Genomic DNA, 20464 nt, shown 5'->3' with positions numbered 1-20464 from the left:
TTATCACTTTAACTATAACCAATACTTTTTCTGCAGGTGTCACTTGTTCTTCAACAGCGCAGAAAAATGTGACGGTTTATGCGCAACCTGATCCAACATTCACTACGTCAGCTCTCTCTTGTAATAATTCAGTTACCCTGGGATTAACTGCGCTAACTAATACTTTTACTTCGTATACTATCAATTATGGCGATGGAACCAGCCCTGTAAGTTCAAATAGCACGGGTATTACTTCAGCCCATAAGGCGCATACTTATCCGACCAGTCCAGCTTTTACAGTTTATCCTTTAACTGTTACTTTATTTAACGGGTCTTGTTCTTTATCTTATTCTCAGGCAATTGTTATTAATAATAATGCCTCTTTGCAGGTCACTACTCCTTCTCAGTTTATTTGTCCTGGTAGTCTCGGATATCTGAATGCGGTTGTGTCGGCACAGTCAAGTGCAGCGCCCTTTACATACGTTTGGGCGGGGCCGGCCGGCTTTACTTCGAGCCTTGCTTCGATCACCGCCACCTCAGGTGGTGTTTACAATGTAACAGTAACCAGTGCAGCCTGTTCTTTGAGTTTAACCGGAACAAAAACCATGACGCTATTAGCGCAGCCAACGGGCACCGTTACTGATATTGCGAATATTACCTGTACGTCGGTTGCAGGAGGAACCGCCAACATCATCATTTCTTCGAGTCTTCAGGTGCAGGGTTTTGTTATTAATGGGGTGACCGTTACTCCAAATAGTCTGGCTACTACCACGCTCGCATATCCTATCTCAGGCTTAGGCCAGGGTGCAAATTACGTATCCATTGCCAACGGCCTAAATGAATCGTGTCGCTCTTCCCTTCTTATAAATATTTCTAAAATTGAGCCGACGCTAAACGTCGCAGTAACACATGCTTCCTCCTGCGGTATGGGGGCCAGCGGGTCTGCTACCTTAACACCGTCCATTGCTGGTGGTTCTGTCAACTGGTACGCCTCCGCCAGTTATCCCGGTACAGCGCTTACTTCAACTTCAGGCTTGCAAGTTACCAGTTTGGTTCAGGGGAATTATGTTGTAAAATATATACTATGGAACCTGTACAACAACTTCAAATTTTGGCATTCTACAACCTGCTATCTCACTTTCAAAATCAGGAGGTGTCTCAACTTGTGGCGGTGGAGCAACAAGTGCGGTGACGATTCATGCGCAATTTGCTCCTTCCTCTGTTTCCGGCACTTTTAATTATACGCTTAAAGATCTTACCACATCCGCTATAACCGGACCTGGTACAACAAATACATTCGCCGTTTCAACCGGCAACTACTCTGTTACAGTTACCGCAAACAGTTGCGCTACCAGTATGAGTTTTACGGTTAAAAAACTGGATAATATAAGTTTGTCGTTTCAAACGAGCGAACCCAATTGCCACGGTCCTGGTTATGTTATGGTCCTGCCATCAGGTGGCGATGGTAGCTACAGCTATAAATGGTACATGAACGGTTCTTTGGACCCTACAACTTCAAATGTACTTAGCCTTGTAGGTATTACCGGTCAAAGCACTATTACTGCAACTGTAAATGACCAGTCGGGTTGCTCAGCTAGCGGACCTACACCTGCTATTGTTGTCGATCCTTCTTCTATCGTTACCCTTTACGAGTTGCAGTGGCCCCTACGCACAGGGTACAAGCAATGCCGCGAACATTACAGCTTGCGAAATCAATGCATGCGTAACAGGCGGAAAAGCGCCTTATAATTTTACCTGGTTTAAGCGTGAGCAAAAGTCGCATGTGGTAGAGTGGCGTTTTGCTTACGATTCACTGGGCAACTTCATTAGTACCACGGAAGCGGAAACGCATACTATAGTCGTGCCTACTGCTACGCCAATTAGTCTTGCTGATAATCTTGACAATTCTATTAATACTGTGATGTATCCTTATTGGGCAACCTTGTCAACGCCGTTTAAACCTTTGGTTAATAGTGTGGGTTTGGCAGCGCTGAGCTCAGCCACAGCGGTTAGTACAAATTCTGATCACTATTTCACAACCCTTGAAACGGTTACTACTACGTTCAAAAGCTTATTACCTCCTATGATGGCAATAGCGGGCAAACTGCTGATAATTTTGGTTTTAGTGATGGGGAGTATGATTTGCAGGTGATAGATGCCAACGGATGTATTTACAATTTCGATATGGGAACGCTTACATTCAATGCCGCTGATAATTTTACTTTAACTTTCGATTATGCCTGGGGTATCCGCGAAATCCCAGCGCCCGCTCCACCCGAGGAGGAGGTCGATCCTATTCTTCATGAAAATATGATTGAAGCAGCAGCGGACCTGGCTTCTCAGGCCGGCGAATGTAAAGCAACCAAACAGACTGCATTGAAGGAGTATTTGAGAGACGATTGCAGTGATCTAAGTGGTTTTAGAGATGCGCTGATTGCAGAGTACGAAATTACAGATCATCACCATACATTATATTATTACGATAGGGCCGGTCGATTGACCAAAACAGTTCCGCCGGAAGGCGTTGAATATACGAGTTTGGCAAATATTGCTTCAATAAAAACGGCAAGGTCAAATACATCTACACCAACCTGGCCAACCGGTCTGACACCACATCGTATAGTAACGACTTACGAATACAATTCTCTTGGACAGTTAATAAGTCAGACAACTCCTGACGGTGGTCTCACAAACTTTATTTATGACGCTAACAATCGCCTGCGTTTCTCGCAAAAACGATAAACAAAAAACCACATCAGCTTACTCTTATACAAAATACGATGCACTTGGCAGAATTTGCGAGGTAGGGGAGAATACTACAAACGTGGGTTCACTCAATTTTACAAATCTAAGTGCAAGTGCAAATACAACAGCCGCTAATTCTACTGTATCTCCTGCAACAGGCAACAGGCAAGTTACCAGAACAGTTTATTCGGATATTTCATCCGTTACTTATTATGGCAAGCCTCAGCGCTTTGTTCAGAACAGGGTTAGTTACAGTTTTATTGATGAAAGTTCAGCCTTGGGTGATGAATACTATACTTCTACAGCTACGATTCCCACGGCAATGTAGAATGGATAGTTCAGGACCAACCCGGGAGGGATGGCTAAAAATAACATTGCTTATGAATATGATTTGGTGAGTGGCAAAGTTCTGCAGGTGAAAGTATAACGAGAAAAGGGTCGATCGCTTCTTCCATCGCTATACCTACGATGCCGAAAATCGCCTCGTGAATGCAGAAACTTCACGCGATGGACAACTGTGGGATAGAGATGCGCATTATGAGTACTACGCCCATGGTCCTTTAAAAAGAAATGTACTTGGCGAGGACCTTGTACAGGGCTTAGATTATATCTACACCGTTCAGGGTTGGCTGAAGTCTCTCAACTCACCGAGTCTTTCAAAAACCGATGATCCTGGACGCGACAACGGTTCGAGTGGATCGCCGCTAGACCGCGTAGCCGCCGACCGGTTTTGGAATGGTTCTGAAGTATTTTGATGGAGATTATACGACTTTGGCGTCCAGCAATTTTTTAATGAACACTGCTCACTACAGCCTTAGCACATTTACAGCGTTGTCCGCGCCAAATCTTTATAATGGAAATATCAGTGGCTGGATCCAGAGTCAGCTGAACAGCACCGCTACAGGAACTCTAGCTGCCAGGGCAGACCTTTACCAATATGATCTTCTCAACCGCATTAAACAAAGTACATCAGTAAAAGAATCGGGTTCAGGTTGGGCAAATATCGCTTCCGCCAAAACTTACCAGACAAATTATACTTATGACGCGAATGGTAATATTATGTCTCTCGATAGATACGATGATGAAAGTGTGTCGTCCACAAAAATGGATCAACTTCAATACTCATACGCACTTACTTCTGGTAAAAAAAACAAATAATAAATTAGTGAGCATCACAGATGGTTCTTCCAAAACCACGGCCGGCCTTAGCGATTTTCAGGCTACTCATGATTACACTTATGATGAGATTGGTAACCTCGTTCAGGAGAAGGGCAAAGAGCTCTTATCCACTGCTACCAATACACCTCCTGCATTGCATGATTTTACAACGACTATAAGCTGGACGGTTTATGGAAAAATTAAAGAGATTTTAAAAACCGTGAAGGATGGTTCATTTGATTTAAAAGAACGCATTACTTTTAAATATGATGCCGCAGGTAACCGTACTTCTAAAGAGTATTGGAAAGATGATGAGCTCAGTCATAACGGTTCTGAAGAAACTACGGAGCTAACGGCCACATATTATGTGAGGGACGCAGCTGGAAATACCATGGCAACATATAGGCGTTACTATGATGCGGTTGCAACGCCTACACCGCTGTATAAAATAGACCTCACAGAGCAACCGATCTACGGTAGCGACAGGTTAGGGCAGAACGACAAGCCTGTTACACTGGCTTCAGCCACCACGCTGTCGGCGCTTGCTATCGCCTCTAACGGTGCCATGGCTATTTCAGAATACCAAAACTGGATCACTACCACCAGTAAAACGAGCTTGTTACCTAATGGTGCCACAACCGACAATTTGTGCCAGTGCAAGGTAATTTCAATGTCCAACAGTGGCAATTCTCAAAATTATCAGAATGTTCAAAATGCTGTAGAACTACTGGGCATAGCTAACAACGGAGTAGCAGTAGCAGAGGATCTTAATCGTAATCTGCAGTTTTTTGTGGTAGTGGCTAAGAAATACCTGGGGGCTAACGATGTCTGTCTGGTATTTGACAACGCCGGTAAGCTTATGAAAAATACAGACCTTATAGGTTCTGTAGACCCAAATAGCAAGCCGGTAATTGTAAGAATTCCAGGATCTACTAAATACGCGGTTGTTACTTTAAATGCTGCTAAACTTCCTGTTTATCATGTGGTGGAAATGAATAGTATTGGCTACGGGCCAATCGGCAATATGGGCGAAGTGCAATCCGCAAACAATGCGCTCACGACGGCAACAACTGGTGTGCAGCATGGTTATCATTTCACGGCGGTAGAGGATCACATAACCGGTCATAGCATCGTTTACAACAGCCGTTATTCTATCGACCCGCTCGATGCTAATAAAGGAGCTACAGATATTATGGCTTACGACTTCGGTTCCTCTACAGTAACGCCTGCTCCTTACGTCATGAAAACTATTAATGGCTGTGGAAATACAGACAAGGGCCAGCTTCAGATTTCTCCAGATGGTGCTAAAATCGGCTGGTGGCAGTACGACGAATACGTCTCAGGCTTTGATTACCGAAAAGCCTCACTTTATACAATGACTTTTGATAATCTCCGCACCGGAATAACGGGCACTATAGGCGTAAAACCAATAAGTGAGGCAGGAAACAACGGCAACGGCATGTACGACTTCATGAAAAATAGTACGGACATACTATATGCTCAAAGAGGTGTTTACAAAGAAGGCAACGGACTCACTAAATATGATCGTAATGTATGGAAATATACGCCTCTGAGTACACCAGACCTTGCCTCCATCAATTTAAATGTAGGCTCGCCACTGGTAAGTTATTTATTTGGCGAGATCAAACGCGGCATCGACGGTAATTTTTATATCCCACAAATGGGTGAACACCTCGACCAAGTGCATGCCTACACGGGAAGCGCATGGAATGCCACTGTCGCTGCTCTCGACACCTCCTACAGGCTTAATTCTTCTCTCCCTACCCAGGTCTACAAGATTTTTGATGATCCTGCCCAGGAACTTAAAGAATTTAAACGGACGGTGGGTGCGAAGGATTATGAGCTTAAAGATCATCTTGGAAATGTTCGTGTGGTAATTTCAGATGCTAAACTATTATCAAATGTTGGGACTGATGCTGTAAATGTAGATAACCGCGATGAGGTTTTACCTGAAGTATTAAATTATACCGATTACTATGCCTTCGGCATGGAAATGCCAGGCCGCAGATACCAGGCTGCAGGCAGCTATAGGTACGGATTTAATGGCAAAGAGAATGATAATGAAGTGAAGGGTTCGGGCATTCAGCAGGATTATGGATTGAGAATTTATGACACAAGAATTGCAAGGTTTTTGAGTGTCGATCCTCTCACTGCCGGGTATCCTTCTTGGTCACCATTTCCTTTTGCTATGAACAGACCCATTGACGGAATTGATTTAGATGGTGGGGAATGGAAACCTGTTAAAGATGAGGGTGGAAATATACAGGATTATACATGGGATGGATATGACGAGAATGGGAAAGCACGCGAGGGAACAGTTGCTAACGCTACCCTAAAAAAAGATGATCTTACATTAAGATTTGCAAGCAATGCTGAAAAACAAATGGGCCACGTGTATATAGAAGGTAAAACCGAATACACAAATTTTATCTTTGGTAATGTGGATAATAATTTCCTCGTATCCACAAATATCAATCAACATATAGTTTTTTCTAGTGACAACGCAGTTTGGGGTCCCGCAGGTTGTCCTTCATGTGATATTAGTAGCATGAGTGGAGACTACAGCGGTGCAAGTGGAGCCGAAATCGCAAGCCTCGCAATGCCAAAAACAGTTTTTAAGGCAACTGGACGATTAGAAGACTGGTATCCTGAGACCTTTTTTATCCCAGTTGAAAGAATATTTTTTATTGGAGCGAAAATTTTAACCAAACCAGTAATTGGCTCTCTGGGTGCAGCCGCAAAAGGCTTGGCTAAATCGCAAAAATTTATTTTTCCGTCATGGAAGAAAGTAAAAATTGATATGAAAGAGGTATCATCGGGGCATATGACAGGTGGGTCGAGAATTGCCGAGAATTCAAAAAAAGATATTTTTCCTACGATGATGAATGAAAACCAAGTTAAAACCGCTATCTTTCAAGCATACAACAATATACACACTATAGTTAAAAAGCAAGGTGAAAAATATTTAATTCAAGGAACTACTAAAACAGGGATGGAGATAGAAATGTGGTTCAACAAAACTACCAAAGAAATTGAAACAGCCTATCCACAATACTAAAAAACGAGTATGAATATAATTACTGAAATTGACTCTCTAAACAAAAAAAATGACAAGGTTACTGGCATAATTTACATTAAAAAGGTGATATCTGCTTTCCGGAAGAAAATTGGAATGATTTCATTGTTACTATTACAAAATGGTGGCTGGATAATGTTGTTGGTATTCTTGAATCTCAACATTCAGAATTTGATTTTAGTTTTATGGATGGTCCATATTCATTTAGATTGTACTTAGTAAATAGTCAAAAGGAGGTGGAAATTACATTGATAAAACGCCATAAAGAGGAGATATATTCTTTTAAGCTCGATAAGGAAAGTTTGGTTTATGAGATAGGTACGTTGGCAGAAAATATACTCGCAAAATGTAAAAATGAAAATTGGGCCAGCATAGAAATTGAGGACTTAACACGGAGCTTTGCTAAATTTTCCGCACTTCGAAAAAGTAATATCAATTAATTTGAATTGTTATAGAAATAAGTTTCTCAAAGAGCCGATACTTTACGGCTCTTTTTTTTGTTTATTGGGAATTCACAAAAGGCGTATCTTTAAAAACGTCTTGAATTACCCCATCTGGATTTACTACACCAAATTCTTGTATCTTATAATCTATTCTGTGTATAAATCCACTTGTATCTTTGAACTCTTCAATATTATTTCCACTTCAACTTAAGAGATCTTCACCATATTTAACTAAATCTTTTTCGTCGAATAAATAAAAAAGTACATGAGCTTACGGTTTTATTAAATACGCTTTTAATTTTGATCGTATTACTTCATATATCTTGAATAGAGTATTCGAAAATAATCGAAAAGATTAATTACCTCTCGCATTATTTCTGATAGTAGTGAAGAGTTGTCAATTGTGAACAAAAAATTTAGTAAAGTTTTGTAACGATATCCTTTCTAATCCAAGTTGATCATTGTTTTTATCCATCTCTTCATTGTATACGCATATCATAGTTATTACATTTTTCATTGAAAGTTCTGATATTGGAAGGTGGTTAAAAGTAAAATATAATCCTTTAATATTTTCAACGTGAAAGATTAAATCTACGTCGTCGTAATACAAAGTAAATTGACGAATAACTTCTTCAAAGGTAGATCCTATCTTAATTATCTCCGAGTAACTTTCATCGCTAGCTACATCTAAACTTATAAGGACTACAACACTGTCCCCATCAATCCTGAAAAATAGTTCATTTAATTTATATTGTTTCTGATTAAGTGAAAGATCCTTAATAAATACAGCGTTCGGATAATCACTTAAATGATTACCGATTCTAATATCTCCTAATTGGCTACCGGGTACTATCATTGAACTTTATCGAAACATTGACATGCTGGGAAAATTCAAGAAAACTATCGATCCACGCTGATTTTAAATTTTTACTTTCATCGTCGTCTTTAATAGCCTTGTCAATGTCAAATAGTAATTTTTGTATGTTGATATTAAACTTTTTTTGGATCTCAAATATAAAATTATATACATGCGTCAATCCTTCTTCTATATCTACATCTTCCCTAAGTATATCTTCTTCTTTATTATATCAATCCAAAGAGGTTTCAAAGCGGTGTCTATCGGTTCTCCACCAGAAAAAATTTCATAGTCCATACTTCCTAACACTCCGCCAAGATCATCTAATTTGGTTTTTTCATAGTATTTATCTAAAAATGAAATCATATCTTTATACGCCGAAAAATAACCTATTCTGTTACTCATTGACGTCTTTTGAATGAAAAATGACTTGCATAGATTGTCGATTATTACCCAATCGTTTCATTTTAGAAAGAATACTTCAATTTCGCATTCAAAAAGATATGATTATGTATTTTCAAGTGTATCTAAGGCATCGAAAAAATTACCTAAGTGTTTCTTTGAGGCATGTTTATATTCTCTATAAGATTCAGAGCAGTAAACGAGTTTCTGCGCTTCGTTACGATCTATTTCGAGAACCCCTGCTACGATTATTCCACAGTAATTTGGTGGTACTTTTTTAGATCTGAGGTCTCGTATAATGAGGTCTATTGAAATACCATCTTTATATTTTGCGATAGCTTCCTGTAAATAGCCTTTAATTTTTTCTACCATACTTTAATTTTCGTCAACGTCATAAATTTTAGACTTCCTATTTTTTTTCCCTTAAGTTTCCTTCCCCTCTTGTACCTTTAAATTCAAAAGTTTTAGCACCCTTATCTTTTGCAAATTTTTTAAACTCATTCAGAGTTTCTTTTAGCTTATTAGCTGAGGTTGTGGTTTTCAGTAGCTAGATTTATAAAAAAATAAGGACTTGCCGTTCTGCTAAGAGATTCCCCACAAGGACATAATTTATATTTACGATTCACAAAAGATTATTTATTAATCTGACGGATATAATTTCAACAAAGCTGGATATTCGGAAACGGAAAAAGGACCATTTGTGAGATAGTGAGTTGTTATTTTTCGTTGACTCACATTCTCTTCACGGGTTTTAAAATCAAAATCACCATCTATAGAGTAATAGATCTCAATTTCAGGAAATTTTTCCGAGAAGAATTTTATAATGTATTGTATCCAATCTTCACTAAAAAGTTTCGTCTGAAAATCCTTATCATCAATGGTTAATACCACGCAAATTATTTTATCAAATTTTTCAATACTAATAGGCAAATAATAATCTTCGCCATCCAATTCCTTTATCTCTAAAATATTATCCGCATAATTTTCGTTGGCATAATTAAAAAAGTCGAATTGAAATTTTGGGTAAAACAAACCTTCAAAAGATGACTCCGTCAAGGAACTTAACAAAGAAATTGAATTTTCTAAGCTACTAATTTCGTTTTTAAACACGACTATTAATGCTGAAATCATCATTATTGTCTACCAATTTACAATTTTAAGAAAGGTTTATTTGAATTAACATATTTTATTTTCATGCAGATAATTTCATACAAATGTACATCAGAAAGTCGCAATGCCAATATAGTGAAATAATTTAATATTCAAAAAATATCAAAATCCTAATTTGTAGCTTTGATAAGAAGTCCCTTAGCATCATAAGATTTAATCCCCTCCTTGTTTAGACCATTCACTATGTCTTGACTAACTCCATTTGCGAAATAATATCGCACTTCACTTTTACCTTCATTTTTAGCCAGCTGTTTAATTCGTAACATTTGGTTTTGTATTCCTTTTCGCCGATAAATGTTTGATATGTTTTATCAGCTAAGTTTTTGTTTTTAACTTCTCCGAAAAATGTCTCGCCAACTAGATCAATTTCGGCTTTGGTTGTCGCAGACATTCCTTTTGAATTGACAAAGGTAACAGACTTGAATTTTCTATTTACCTCTACTAAATCATCGACAGCACTGGCAATTTGTATTTCGGCGAGTTTTGCCTCGTAATTTGCCAGCACTCCATCCGCATATTTTATTCCGTCTTTAGCTAACTTTTGCTCATAACGAAGATATTCTTCAGCCGCTTCTTTAATTGCCTTATTCACCCCTTGTACTCCTTTTAATTTCGGAAACATTGTTGGAACATCTGAGTAAATGCCTTCTAAGATTTCGACAGCTTCGTCTCCATAGTTAATTGTTAAATAGGAAATTCTTTCAACAACTCCACTTATCCCTCCTGCCGCGTAAATGTTTCTAACAAACATAACTTCTGCACTAACTGTTGACCATCCCCATATGGCTGATGCAGCTACACCTGATAAACAGGCTCCTGCTAATACTCCTGCAGATTGGCCTTTATTCATGGCATTTCCCAACATTTCTATTTTGGCCTGTGACATCTTATTTTTTCCCTTAGCCGTTAACTGACTTATATATAAGGCGCTTTTATAATCAATATTACACATGGAGGGGTACATACCCCATTCTAAACCATCCACATCTATTCCATCGATAGGCCTATTACTAGCAAATTGATATGAACTTAATTCAGGATAGGAGGTACAAAGAGGGTCAACACTCAAAAACTTCCCTATCCTTGCATCGTAGATCCTCATCCCATAATCTTGTTGGTTCCCACTTCCCTTTACTTCATTATCATTCTCTTTGCCATTAAATCCATACCTGTAGCTGCCAGCAGCCTGGTATCTGCGGCCTGGCATTTCCATGCCGAAGGCATAGTATCCTGATGACTGCACGGACTTGTTGGTAGTGGCTTAGCTCTGATAGGATCCAATCGTAATTCTGCATAAAAATTGTGTTTTTAGCAATTTTTATTGCGCCGGAGCCAGTTTTTTTTCATTCAGTTTTTTATGTACCGTGTCTATCTCGCTATCCATGTAATTTTGTGCAAAAGCAACGTACCGATAAAACTCTTTGCTGTTAGAAGTATGACCACTTATTTGACGTACCATCTGCTCATTCATCCCAAGGCTTATCATGGTAGTAATGGCAGTTCGGCGCATGGTGTGTGTAGTCACTGCATCACAAAACCGTAACGAAACTTTTTTAACAGGATCCTTATAAATTATGTGTGGAACTCCTCGCCGCTGTCTTGTGCGAATAATGGGTTCCGTAAATCCAGCCAGTTCTGACAGGAGCTTAACTTTTTTATTTAAGTAAGCTTTTGTAAAGCCCGGCAGGAGTTTGTTTTTACAGCAGGTTGAATAGTTATTTATTATTTTGACTGAAAAGTCCGGAAGTTTCACACGCGTGTAGGTTTGTGTCTTTTTAGATTGCATTTTAATGTACATTCTGTCATTTATGATTTCAAGGTTTGCTTTGTTTAAAGCCATCAAATCTGAAAAACGCAGTGCCACAGAACATCCGAATACGAAAACATCTCTGACTATTTTCAAATCAGGACTTAAGCTCGATTCAAATGGTTCTGAATAAATGAGGTAGTTCAAACGTTCCGCAGACAAAACGATTATATCTACGTCCTCAGCCGGTGCATAAAAACGGCGGTGAAAAAATCCAACCGACAGGCCTTTTTCATTAACCAGGTAGTTAAAAAAACTTCTCAGAAGTTTGATCATCCTGCCAACATAATTGTCATAATGTTTCAGCTCGTCGTATAAGTAGTTTGTAAAAGCAAGGTAAAAGCTTTGCCAGTATTTTTTTTCATCGTCAAATTGTTTTTTTGTAAGTCCCGTTACATTTTTCATACGAATGGCAAAACCTTTCTGGATACTGAATTCTCTTAAAAGATTTTCCAGGTAAACATAATTGTCGATACTCCCTGTCTTTATTCTTTTTCCGTTTTTCTGGAGATGTTTTCCTTTTTTTAGCTCGTTTATAAATTTTCTGAAGAGCGGTAATAGTTCATAGGTTTCAATTTTCTTTGGCATAGGGTAGGATTTAAATAACTTTCAGTTTTTGTTATGAAATTTTGCTCCATGCAAATTACTTTATGGGCAGCACAAAATTCGCTGGGTATTCACATAGAAATCGAGATAATAGGAACTCTTGTAATATATTTGTATTTAGAGTCTGCCTATGCAAATCATATATAAAACCCAAAATAAAATGCGAAGAAATTTTGTTCTATTATTCATAGCTGTACTTTCTCATATCAAGGCGCAAAAACTCCAGTTTGAATGGGGTGAAAGTTTTGAAGGTGTTACTATTAGGGGATACTCAATGCTTCGACTTCCCTGTGCAACGGATAGCATCTGTTTTTTTACTCAGCTTAAGACTATTTATGCTCCCTCTGCTTTTTACATGACCAAAAAAACATTTGGCGGGTTGGGTTCAAATAATGGAAGGGTAATTAAAATGCCTGAAGTAAAAGGGCAGGGCACAGACCTTTATTACATTAAAGCTATCGATAACAGGCCTGTTCTTCTTAGTTATCGTAACGACAGAAAATTTCATTTGCTCAGGTCTTATTTGCATGTGCTTAAAAACGATTCTACTGTCGACGAAAACTACCGTATCCTTGGTGAAATAAGAGATTTTAGGCACACGGATGATTTTATACATCTGAGTTCTCCTGATACACGAAAATTCATGACGGCTTATTTTGAAAAACGGAAAAAAGATCAGAAAATACGGGTTAAATGCCACGTCATTGATAAAAATATTAACGTGGTTTGGAGCGAACTGCTCGAATTACCCTATATCGGCAGGCAATGCAAAGTATCCGAAATGCAAATTATAAACACTGGTGATTTTTATTTCATGGTGGAATTGAAGTTTATCGAAGAAGGCAAAAAATTAAAAAAGCCTGTGTACAAACTCTTTTTTTATAAATGGAAGGAAAAAGTTCTAAGTGAAGTATCTATAAATTCAGAGGATAACTACCTATTCGATCTAAGATATGAAACGGATCAGGATAGTAATATAGTTTGCGGTGGATTATTCTGCGAAAAAAAACAGAAGATCAAAACGGGTACTAAAAGAATGGAGCACTGGGTGAAAGGTGCGTTTTATATCAAGGTCGACCCCAAAAAAAAGGAAGTTATAGAGCATAATAAATATGCGCTGCCCGAAAGCCCTTTTTTGAGAGGGGAGTATCCAGCTTACTACCTCGACCACATGTATTTGATGGACGAGGGACGAGTTATCTTTTTAAGTGAGCGTAGATTTGTCGATCAGGCTCAGACGAAGGGAGCGCCGGCCATTCAAATGAATGAAGAGATTATGATAATTAATATCGCTCAGAATTCCGCCAGCTCCTGGTCAAAGTTCATCCCAAAACATCAGGCACGTATAGTGGGACCGGGAATTGATTATTCTTCTTATTTCGTTTTATCAAACAAGGATGAACTTAATATTTTATATAATGATACTAAGCATTCACTGTTAAAAGTGGTTTCTGCAAAAGGTGGGATCACCGACAATCCTGTGTTTCAAAATTCGGAGCAATATGTAATTCCCAAACTGCGGGTTCAGATGAGTGACAACGAAGTCATCTTTTATTCACAACATAAGCCAGACACTTTTAGGTTTGGTAAAGTTAGACTGATTAACTAAATCTTGATTATTTTAAGGAGTACTTTTTTTTCCGCGGCAGTGATCCTTACCAAATAAAACCCGTCTGGATATCCGCTGATATCAAATGAAGCCTCATCTCTGGTTAACTTTCCTTTTACAATCAATTGTCCGCCAAGATCAAAAATTTCCACTTCACAAGTAGTGTTATTGTATGGTAAAGAGAGTATAAATTTTCCAGTACCTGGATTGGGGAAAATAGTTGGTAGAAAATTTGCTGCTTGCAGTTTGTCCAGAGAAGTACATTCTTCTATATGTTGTGTAACCTGGGCGGAAGTAGCGCAGCCGTTGCTTATTCCGGTCACCGTATAAATACTGGTCGCTGAAGGACTAACGGTTATTGCTGTGCCAGTTTCACCATTACTCCAGGTATAGTTTGCTGCACCGGAAGCTTCAATCAAAACACTTTCACCACTACAAATAATCGAATCCGCAGAACTTACAACCACTAGGGGATAATTGTGAACCGTGATTTCTATTGTTTTTGAATTAACGCAACCCTGCGCACTCATACCATTAACGGAATAGGTAGTTGTGGTTTGAGGACTCTCATAAATAATGTTGACTAAACTGCCGGTATTCCAACTATAAGATGCTGCTCCCGTGGCTATCATAGTTGCGCTTGATCCGATACAGAGATCAGTTGTATTGCTGGAGATGGTCAGTACAGGTAGTGGATGAACAATAACACCGATGGTTTGGCTTGAGGCACAAAGCAGGGAGTTTGTTCCCGTTACAGTGAATACCGTGTTTGCAGATGGTTGCACAACGACGCTCTGCTGTAGAATATTTCCAGGTTCCCAGGTGTAACTGTTAGCACCGCTGGCATTCAGTGATAGCGTATGTCCTAAACAAATCGAGCTGCTGGAACTGCTGCTTACTAGAGTTGGATTTGAGTTTACTATTAAAGTTACTGACGCAGTATTGTTAGATCCAGTGCACGCTGCCGAGCTTGTTCCTGCCACCGAATATATAGTCATACTTAGGGGAGATACAGTTATTGTTGGTCCACTTTGTTGTGTACTCCACGTATAAGTGGATGCTCCTGCTGCTATTAATGTCGCGGTTTTACCTGCACAAACCGCAGTTTGAGATCCCATAGCGGTTACGGTAGGATTAGGATTAACGATAATGGTATAAGTGGCAGATGTAGTACAACCGATGCTTTGGGTTCCCACTACTGTATAAGTATTGGTGACGGAAGGGCTAACGGAAATAAATGGACTGTTAGATCCGGTACTCCATGTATATGAACTTGCACCTGAAGAAATGAGATTAGCTGTTGTACCTGGACATATAAGTGATCCTGAACTGACGATAACTATTGGCGGTAAAACACCCACTGATACCACTGCAGAGGCAATGCAGTTCTGAAGATCAGAGCCGCTTACAGTATAGGTTGTGCTGGTAGTAATGGCAAGACTCGTGAGGGAAGTTGTGGCGCCTGTGCTCCATGTGTAAGATAGCGCGCCGCTCGCAGTAAGAGTATTAGTGTTTCCGCTACATATAAGTGTGTTAGTGGCTAATGCCGTAACGGGTGGGAGAGGATTTACGTGAATGGTTAAAACCTTAATAGCAAGACAACCTAAAGTATTAGAAGTGCTAACGGAATAATTTGTCGTGACTGTAGGACTTACAACTTGCGAATTGGTCGTTACACTGTTGCTCCACGCAAGTGTTGCTGAACTGGAAGCACTGAGAGATACGCTTGCGCCGGCGCAAATTACCGATTGACTGGTAGTAGCTGTGATAGCTGTGGTGTTAGTAAATACAGTTAGACTGTGTGTGCTCGTGGCCGGCGTACTTAAACAGCCATTGTAAGAACTAACCAGAGAGTAGGTGACATTGCTTGTTGGTGATACTATAGCAATAGAACCGTTGCCTGCCGGGGGAAACCATGAATAAGTAGCGCCACCACCAATCGCTGTTAAGGTTGTAGAGGAATTCGCGCAGACAGTAGGACTGCCAGATATACTTACTGTGGGTATAGCCGTGGGGCAGGTCGTACCTTTAACAATTACATTATCTAAACTCCATCTAAATACATTTATAGAATTTGCCCCATAAACTTTAAACTGAATCTGGAAGGCTTGTCCTGACATCCCCGGCAAAATCATATTGGTACTTGTGTAAGTCACAGCGCTGTTTGCTGAATTGGTATAGGTTGCAAGTAATGTCCACGTGCTGGAAGACACATCCTTATATTCTACATCCACATATTCTGTTGATGTAACATTATTCGGATTTACTAGAAGCAAATAATCAAGGGTAACTGGTCCATTAATGCTCGTAGCATATATCGTCCCGCTTTGTAGTGCATATGTATAATTCAGCGCAACGGACGCCCAGTTAAAATAGGCATTGGGAGCGCTGCCTCCGGAGGGTGTATCAGTGTTACCTATAGTCCAATTTCCCTGCCCATTGGGAAATGTCCACCCGTTACTTGAAAAAGAAGTTGATGAAAAATCATCGCTGAATAGGGTACTGATTTGTGCGTTACCTGTAAACGTTACTAAAAATGTCGTAATTAAAATAAGCAAAGCTTGTGAATTTTTTTTCATGAGATTGAGTTATGGGTAAAGAAGGTTTATATGAAATTATAAAAGTAAAAATTATAGTCACACTAACGATTTTTTTTAATGCTAGTATAAACATTATTTTATTGCGCTGGCAGGTGAAGGTATAGGATTGGCGTAATAGCCTAATATACACCTAGTAGTTTACATAGAGTCTATTATGTCAGAACATAGTAATTGCAAAACGACTTTCACTTAACGGATTGATTTTAAATTTTTTGAATAATTTTTAAATTTCGTGCAGTACTTTAGGGTTACCGGTAGCTGCAAAAAAAACGTTTTAATTCCTTAAAATTGTCAATGAAGAGTTCTATTGCAGAATTCTTAATCTGAAACCCATTAATATTATTTATTTATGAAAAAAACAAAAACACTTATGGCAATGCTATGCGTTGCGACTCTGGCTAATGCTCAAACCTTCAATCCTCCGGGTTCAGTGCCAGCAACCAATGTTTTCAGAACTGGAAGAACTGGTTTTGGCATGACTTCGCCCCCTTTATCTAATCTTGTCGAACTTCAAACCAATCTTGCAAATGATGGTTTGAGGATTACACAAACTGCTTCGGGCGCTAGCCTAATCCATTTAAACAATAGCGCAACTGGAGGATATAATTGGAGCATTAATTCACACGACAATTCAATGTCTCCTTCCGGTGGGTTTGCAATCAAAAACACTACCAACGGAACCACAGATTTTGTTATCGATCCTCTTACCCGTAATGTTGGCATAGGAAAAACCACTCCTACAATTGCCCGCTTGGATGTTGAAGATAATAACGGAAACAGGGCAGGTAATTTTCAGCTCAATGTTTCCTCCGCCTTTGGTGCGGCTAAAATTGGATGCTATGGCGGGGTTACGGCAGCTACAACAAATACTATTTATGGAACTTATGGTAACGCAGTAGGCTCAGGTAGCCTGGGCTTTTCTATGGGTGCTTTTGGATCTGCTTCTGGAGGACAATACAATCATGGTGGTTACTTTCAAGCTAGTGGCACTAGCTTAAGCAACAACTATGGAGTGATTGCTTCTGTGAGTGGAGGGGCATTTGCTTTGGCGGGATATTTCATTGGAGATGTTTCAAGAACGGGAACAGATAACTTTACAAGCGACAGAAAATTAAAAGAAAATATTCGTCCTTTGGAAAATGCTCTTGACAAAATTTTGCAATTAAAACCAAGTAGCTACACTTTTAAAACGACAGAATATAAAGATATGAACCTACCAGCAGGTAAGCAGATGGGACTTATAGCACAGGAACTTGAACAAGTTTTTCCGGAGTTAGTTAAAAACATTGCTGCGATAAACCTCCCGGGCAAAGCAGGAGAAGAACAAAAAAACATCCCTGAATACAAGGCTGTTCAATACGTAAGCTTGATCCCGGTGCTTATAGCTGCTATCCAGGAGCAGCAGGCACAAATTGAAGAACTTAAAAAGGGTAATGCTACTACGGGCATCACAACTGCAGTTAACGCCGACAACGTTTTTTCAATGTCACAAAATGAACCAAACCCTTTTAACAGCGAAACAAAAATAAATTATGTGTTACCAGTTAAAAATAAGGAAGCCTATCTTGCTGTTTATGATCTTACCGGAAAGCAGGTTACAAGTTTCTTTTTAACTGAAAAAGGATCGGCATCAATTATATTAACTTCTGAAAAACTCGCAGCGGGAATTTATATCTACTCCATTATTGCCGATGGCAAAGTGATGGATTCTAAAAAAATGATTGTTGCAGGAAAATAAATTTGCCTCTATATTAAAAGCTGTCTTTTAAGGCAGCTTTTTTTATTTACTTACATAATGAGTTCAATCGTTAAAAAGTTTAAGTAAGGGAACTTCGGCTGATTACACTATTTCTGCTGCCAATGGTAATTGCAGTTCGTCTGTAGTGAGCAGTGTAACTGTCCACTCCCGACCAGTGATTACTGTTACCAATAGCGCATATCTCTGTTTCGGACAATCTTTTACGCTAAGCCATCAGGGAGCTGATACTTACAGTTCAGAGGGTTCTGGAGTTGTTTCTCCTTCTTCAAACTCAAATTATACAGTCACAGGCTTTAGTCAGCAGGTATGCTCTTCTTTAATTTCACCTGTTGCAAATATTCAGGTGCTTAGCTTGCCAGCTTTAACTTTAAGCGGACCCAATTCTGTGTGTTCAGGAAGCACTATTTCACAATTAGTCAGTACTTCTGCACCAACGTTTACATGGAATACTGGGTCTACTGCAAATCCAATCGCATTTAATTCGACGGTAACTTCAGTATGTTCGATAACTGTAAAGGGAAGCAATGGCTGTAAAAATGAGATGAGTAAAACAATAACGGTAAACGATTTGACGTAACTTGCTGTTAAAGCCTCGGCAACGGTATTGTGCTTTGGTGAACAAGTTGTTTTAAATGCTTCGGGAGCGAAGGCTTTGGTCTTGACCGAAAATGTTTTGAATAATGTACCTTTGACTCCTGTAAATTCGCCAACTTTTGGTGTAACAGGCACAGATGCTAGTGGCTGTGCAAAAACAGCCATTGTTTTTGTCAGCGTTAATTCCCTGCCATCATTAACAATAACTTCTTCTTCAAGTGTTATGTGCGCCTCAGAAAGCACAACGCTTGCAGCTAACGGCGCTCTCACTTTTACCTGCAATACGGGCGAAAATTCCGCATCCCTAACCATTACGCCCCCGGTTACAACTATTTACACGCTTGGTTGAACAAGTATGCAAGGCTGCTTAGCTTTTCTTATTTATGTTCAGGAAGTATAGGAGTATACTAGTCTAAGTTCGATAATAAGATTTCAGCACGAGATTGTTGTTTATCCAAACCCTACAAATGGCAACGTCATTGTTGAAGTTAATTTGGTTTCAGAAAATCAATTCGAAGAAATTTACACTAGTATAGGACAACTAGTTATGAGTAAAACGCTATCGGAGGCAGAAACAAAAATCGATTTGAAAAATCTGCCAAACGGTATCTATACTGTCATTGTGAGAACGCAAAACAAAACCCTTAAAGCAACGAAGGTGGTTAGAGAATAATTTACGGTTGAATGGCTGAGATTCTCTGATCTGGTTTATGTCGCCAAATTAATTCAGTTCCACCAATCCATTCTTTAAAGCGTAACGCAAAAGCGTAGCCACATTATTGCAATTTGTTTTGCCATAAATTTTTGTGCGGTAAAAATCTATAGTGCTTGCAGAAAGATGTAGTTCTACAGCTATTTGTTTATTGGTTAAGCCGTCACAGATCTTTTTTATAATCTCTCTTTCTCTTTCGTTAAAACTTATTTCCTGCAATAAGGTGGCTCTGTGTTTTTCTTTTAGTACTGTGGAAAGCAGGGCTTTGGATAAAGAACTGTTAAAAAAAAATCCCTCAGAATGTACTTTACGAATAGCCTTCAATAACGTTTCTACATTCGCATCCTTTGAAATAAAGCTGTTGGCGCCATAGCCCATAAATTCAGATTGTAATTCTGCGTTTGATTGGGTGCTTAGCAAAATAACTTTTATCTCGGGAAAACGTTGCTGAATAACAGAAAGCACAGCTCTGCCATTCATTACAGAAAGATCTTTATCCAGTAAAACAATGTTTGGTTGAATGTGTTTTAAAAATTCAATTAATTCTCTTCCGTTGCCCACTTCATAAATAACATCGATATCCTGCTCTGATTTTAAAAGCTTACTTAAACCTTTTCGCAGCAGTTCCTGATTTTCAGCAATAAGGACTTTTATTTTTTTAGGAGTCATAGTGTATATTTTAATTTGGGATTACAAAATTCAAATAAATATAGATCTCATTTAAGGGGAGAATAAAAGTAGCGATTAACCAGCCAAAATTTATGGCGACTTTCTGAAATGAGACTTTGGATTTGTAACTGGCTGAAGTTAATTAACACTGTGTTCAGTAACGACTAATAAAAAACGTCACCTATGTTTTGATATTACACCTTAAACTTTCTGAGATAGGTATTCACCTAAATTTTTGCTGGGTGTTTACATAGTTAT

Annotated in this window: 20 protein-coding genes; 11 read left to right on the top strand and 9 right to left on the bottom strand. The window is 39.0% G+C overall.

Translation table 11 applies throughout. The features are described 5' to 3' along the window. The 8 genes from CNR22_24370 to CNR22_24335 all read left to right on the top strand — a co-directional run. On the top strand, positions 1-1217 hold a 1217-nt coding region (locus tag CNR22_24370; GenBank protein ID PBQ34777.1), incomplete at its 5' end, for a hypothetical protein. Next, entirely contained in the window at positions 1168-1728 is a 561-nt protein-coding gene (locus tag CNR22_24365; GenBank protein PBQ34776.1) for a hypothetical protein, read from the top strand. The genes CNR22_24370 and CNR22_24365, both read left to right, overlap by 50 nt. A gap of 34 nt (positions 1729-1762) precedes the next feature. After that, a complete protein-coding gene (locus CNR22_24360; protein ID PBQ34775.1) occupies positions 1763-2131 on the top strand; it encodes a hypothetical protein in 369 nt (122 codons plus the stop codon). Further along, a complete protein-coding gene (locus CNR22_24355) occupies positions 2128-2721 on the top strand; it encodes a hypothetical protein (GenBank protein PBQ34774.1) in 594 nt (197 codons plus the stop codon). The genes CNR22_24360 and CNR22_24355 overlap by 4 nt, the downstream gene beginning before the upstream one ends. Then, complete coding sequence (locus tag CNR22_24350) at positions 2681-3052, top strand: hypothetical protein (protein PBQ34773.1); 372 nt, start codon at positions 2681-2683, stop codon at positions 3050-3052. Before CNR22_24355 ends, CNR22_24350 begins: the two co-directional genes overlap by 41 nt. A gap of 157 nt (positions 3053-3209) precedes the next feature. Continuing rightward, positions 3210-3479, top strand: coding sequence for a hypothetical protein (locus CNR22_24345; GenBank protein ID PBQ34772.1), 270 nt, complete (start codon positions 3210-3212; stop codon positions 3477-3479). A 284-nt stretch (positions 3480-3763) separates the two neighbouring features. Then, entirely contained in the window at positions 3764-6961 is a 3198-nt protein-coding gene (locus CNR22_24340; GenBank protein ID PBQ34771.1) for a hypothetical protein, read from the top strand. 203 nt (positions 6962-7164) lie between these two features. Then, entirely contained in the window at positions 7165-7419 is a 255-nt protein-coding gene (locus tag CNR22_24335; protein ID PBQ34770.1) for a hypothetical protein, read from the top strand. A gap of 400 nt (positions 7420-7819) precedes the next feature. On the opposite strand, the gene CNR22_24330 is transcribed toward CNR22_24335, so the two are convergent. From CNR22_24330 to CNR22_24305, 6 genes are all read right to left on the bottom strand, one after another. After that, a complete protein-coding gene (locus CNR22_24330) occupies positions 7820-8278 on the bottom strand; it encodes a hypothetical protein (GenBank protein ID PBQ34769.1) in 459 nt (152 codons plus the stop codon). A gap of 195 nt (positions 8279-8473) precedes the next feature. Continuing rightward, positions 8474-8683: a hypothetical protein gene (locus tag CNR22_24325; GenBank protein ID PBQ34768.1), complete on the bottom strand. Its 210-nt coding sequence runs from the start codon at positions 8681-8683 to the stop codon at positions 8474-8476. A 102-nt stretch (positions 8684-8785) separates the two neighbouring features. Continuing rightward, on the bottom strand, positions 8786-9052 hold the full coding sequence (locus CNR22_24320; protein PBQ34767.1) for a hypothetical protein: 267 nt from the start codon (positions 9050-9052) through the stop codon (positions 8786-8788). Between the two features lie 267 nt (positions 9053-9319). Beyond that, complete coding sequence (locus tag CNR22_24315; protein PBQ34766.1) at positions 9320-9814, bottom strand: hypothetical protein; 495 nt, start codon at positions 9812-9814, stop codon at positions 9320-9322. Positions 9815-10031: 217 nt separating this feature from the next. Next, positions 10032-11063 carry a hypothetical protein gene (locus tag CNR22_24310; GenBank protein ID PBQ34765.1) on the bottom strand — a complete coding sequence of 344 codons (1032 nt, stop codon included), beginning with the start codon at positions 11061-11063 and terminating at the stop codon, positions 10032-10034. A gap of 105 nt (positions 11064-11168) precedes the next feature. After that, positions 11169-12245: a hypothetical protein gene (locus tag CNR22_24305; GenBank protein ID PBQ34764.1), complete on the bottom strand. Its 1077-nt coding sequence runs from the start codon at positions 12243-12245 to the stop codon at positions 11169-11171. Between the two features lie 148 nt (positions 12246-12393). Between CNR22_24305 and CNR22_24300 the strand changes: the two genes are divergently transcribed. Continuing rightward, positions 12394-13872, top strand: coding sequence for a hypothetical protein (locus tag CNR22_24300; protein ID PBQ34763.1), 1479 nt, complete (start codon positions 12394-12396; stop codon positions 13870-13872). On the opposite strand, the gene CNR22_24295 is transcribed toward CNR22_24300, so the two are convergent. After that, entirely contained in the window at positions 13869-16451 is a 2583-nt protein-coding gene (locus CNR22_24295) for a hypothetical protein (protein PBQ34762.1), read from the bottom strand. The genes CNR22_24300 and CNR22_24295 overlap by 4 nt on opposite strands. 370 nt (positions 16452-16821) lie before the next feature. Here CNR22_24295 and CNR22_24290 point away from each other — a divergent pair, with 370 nt between their 5' ends. Further along, complete coding sequence (locus tag CNR22_24290) at positions 16822-18210, top strand: hypothetical protein (GenBank protein PBQ34761.1); 1389 nt, start codon at positions 16822-16824, stop codon at positions 18208-18210. 360 nt (positions 18211-18570) lie between these two features. Here CNR22_24290 and CNR22_24285 read toward each other — a convergent pair whose 3' ends face one another. Continuing rightward, on the bottom strand, positions 18571-19137 hold the full coding sequence (locus tag CNR22_24285) for a hypothetical protein (GenBank protein ID PBQ34760.1): 567 nt from the start codon (positions 19135-19137) through the stop codon (positions 18571-18573). Between the two features lie 109 nt (positions 19138-19246). On the opposite strand from CNR22_24285, the gene CNR22_24280 reads away from it, so the two are divergent. Then, a complete protein-coding gene (locus CNR22_24280) occupies positions 19247-19498 on the top strand; it encodes a hypothetical protein (GenBank protein ID PBQ34759.1) in 252 nt (83 codons plus the stop codon). Between the two features lie 48 nt (positions 19499-19546). Here CNR22_24280 and CNR22_24275 read toward each other — a convergent pair whose 3' ends face one another. Then, positions 19547-20206, bottom strand: a complete 660-nt coding sequence (locus CNR22_24275; GenBank protein PBQ34758.1) for a hypothetical protein — start codon at positions 20204-20206, stop codon at positions 19547-19549. Positions 20207-20464 lie beyond the last annotated feature (258 nt).

The sequence above is a fragment of the Sphingobacteriaceae bacterium genome (assembly GCA_002319075.1).
Lineage (GTDB): Bacteria > Bacteroidota > Bacteroidia > B-17B0 > Aurantibacillaceae > Aurantibacillus.
Note: the sequence above shows the minus strand (reverse complement) of the source record. Positions and strands in the feature narration are given on the sequence as shown.

Bases quoted from the DNA above. Each gene is read 5' to 3' on its own strand.
- CNR22_24325 (PBQ34768.1), bottom strand. From the start codon at position 8,683: ATGAGTAACAGAATAGGTTATTTTTCGGCGTATAAAGATATGATTTCA.
- CNR22_24275 (PBQ34758.1), bottom strand. From the start codon at position 20,206: ATGACTCCTAAAAAAATAAAAGTCCTTATTGCTGAAAATCAGGAACTG.
- CNR22_24285 (PBQ34760.1), bottom strand. From the start codon at position 19,137: ATGGTTAGGGATGCGGAATTTTCGCCCGTATTGCAGGTAAAAGTGAGA.
- CNR22_24310 (PBQ34765.1), bottom strand. From the start codon at position 11,063: ATGGAAATGCCAGGCCGCAGATACCAGGCTGCTGGCAGCTACAGGTAT.
- CNR22_24330 (PBQ34769.1), bottom strand. From the start codon at position 8,278: ATGATAGTACCCGGTAGCCAATTAGGAGATATTAGAATCGGTAATCAT.
- CNR22_24350 (PBQ34773.1), top strand. From the start codon at position 2,681: ATGACGCTAACAATCGCCTGCGTTTCTCGCAAAAACGATAAACAAAAA.
- CNR22_24305 (PBQ34764.1), bottom strand. From the start codon at position 12,245: ATGCCAAAGAAAATTGAAACCTATGAACTATTACCGCTCTTCAGAAAA.
- CNR22_24300 (PBQ34763.1), top strand. From the start codon at position 12,394: ATGCAAATCATATATAAAACCCAAAATAAAATGCGAAGAAATTTTGTT.
- CNR22_24315 (PBQ34766.1), bottom strand. From the start codon at position 9,814: ATGATGATTTCAGCATTAATAGTCGTGTTTAAAAACGAAATTAGTAGC.
- CNR22_24320 (PBQ34767.1), bottom strand. From the start codon at position 9,052: ATGGTAGAAAAAATTAAAGGCTATTTACAGGAAGCTATCGCAAAATAT.
- CNR22_24335 (PBQ34770.1), top strand. From the start codon at position 7,165: ATGGATGGTCCATATTCATTTAGATTGTACTTAGTAAATAGTCAAAAG.
- CNR22_24295 (PBQ34762.1), bottom strand. From the start codon at position 16,451: ATGAAAAAAAATTCACAAGCTTTGCTTATTTTAATTACGACATTTTTA.
- CNR22_24340 (PBQ34771.1), top strand. From the start codon at position 3,764: ATGACGCGAATGGTAATATTATGTCTCTCGATAGATACGATGATGAAA.
- CNR22_24290 (PBQ34761.1), top strand. From the start codon at position 16,822: ATGAAAAAAACAAAAACACTTATGGCAATGCTATGCGTTGCGACTCTG.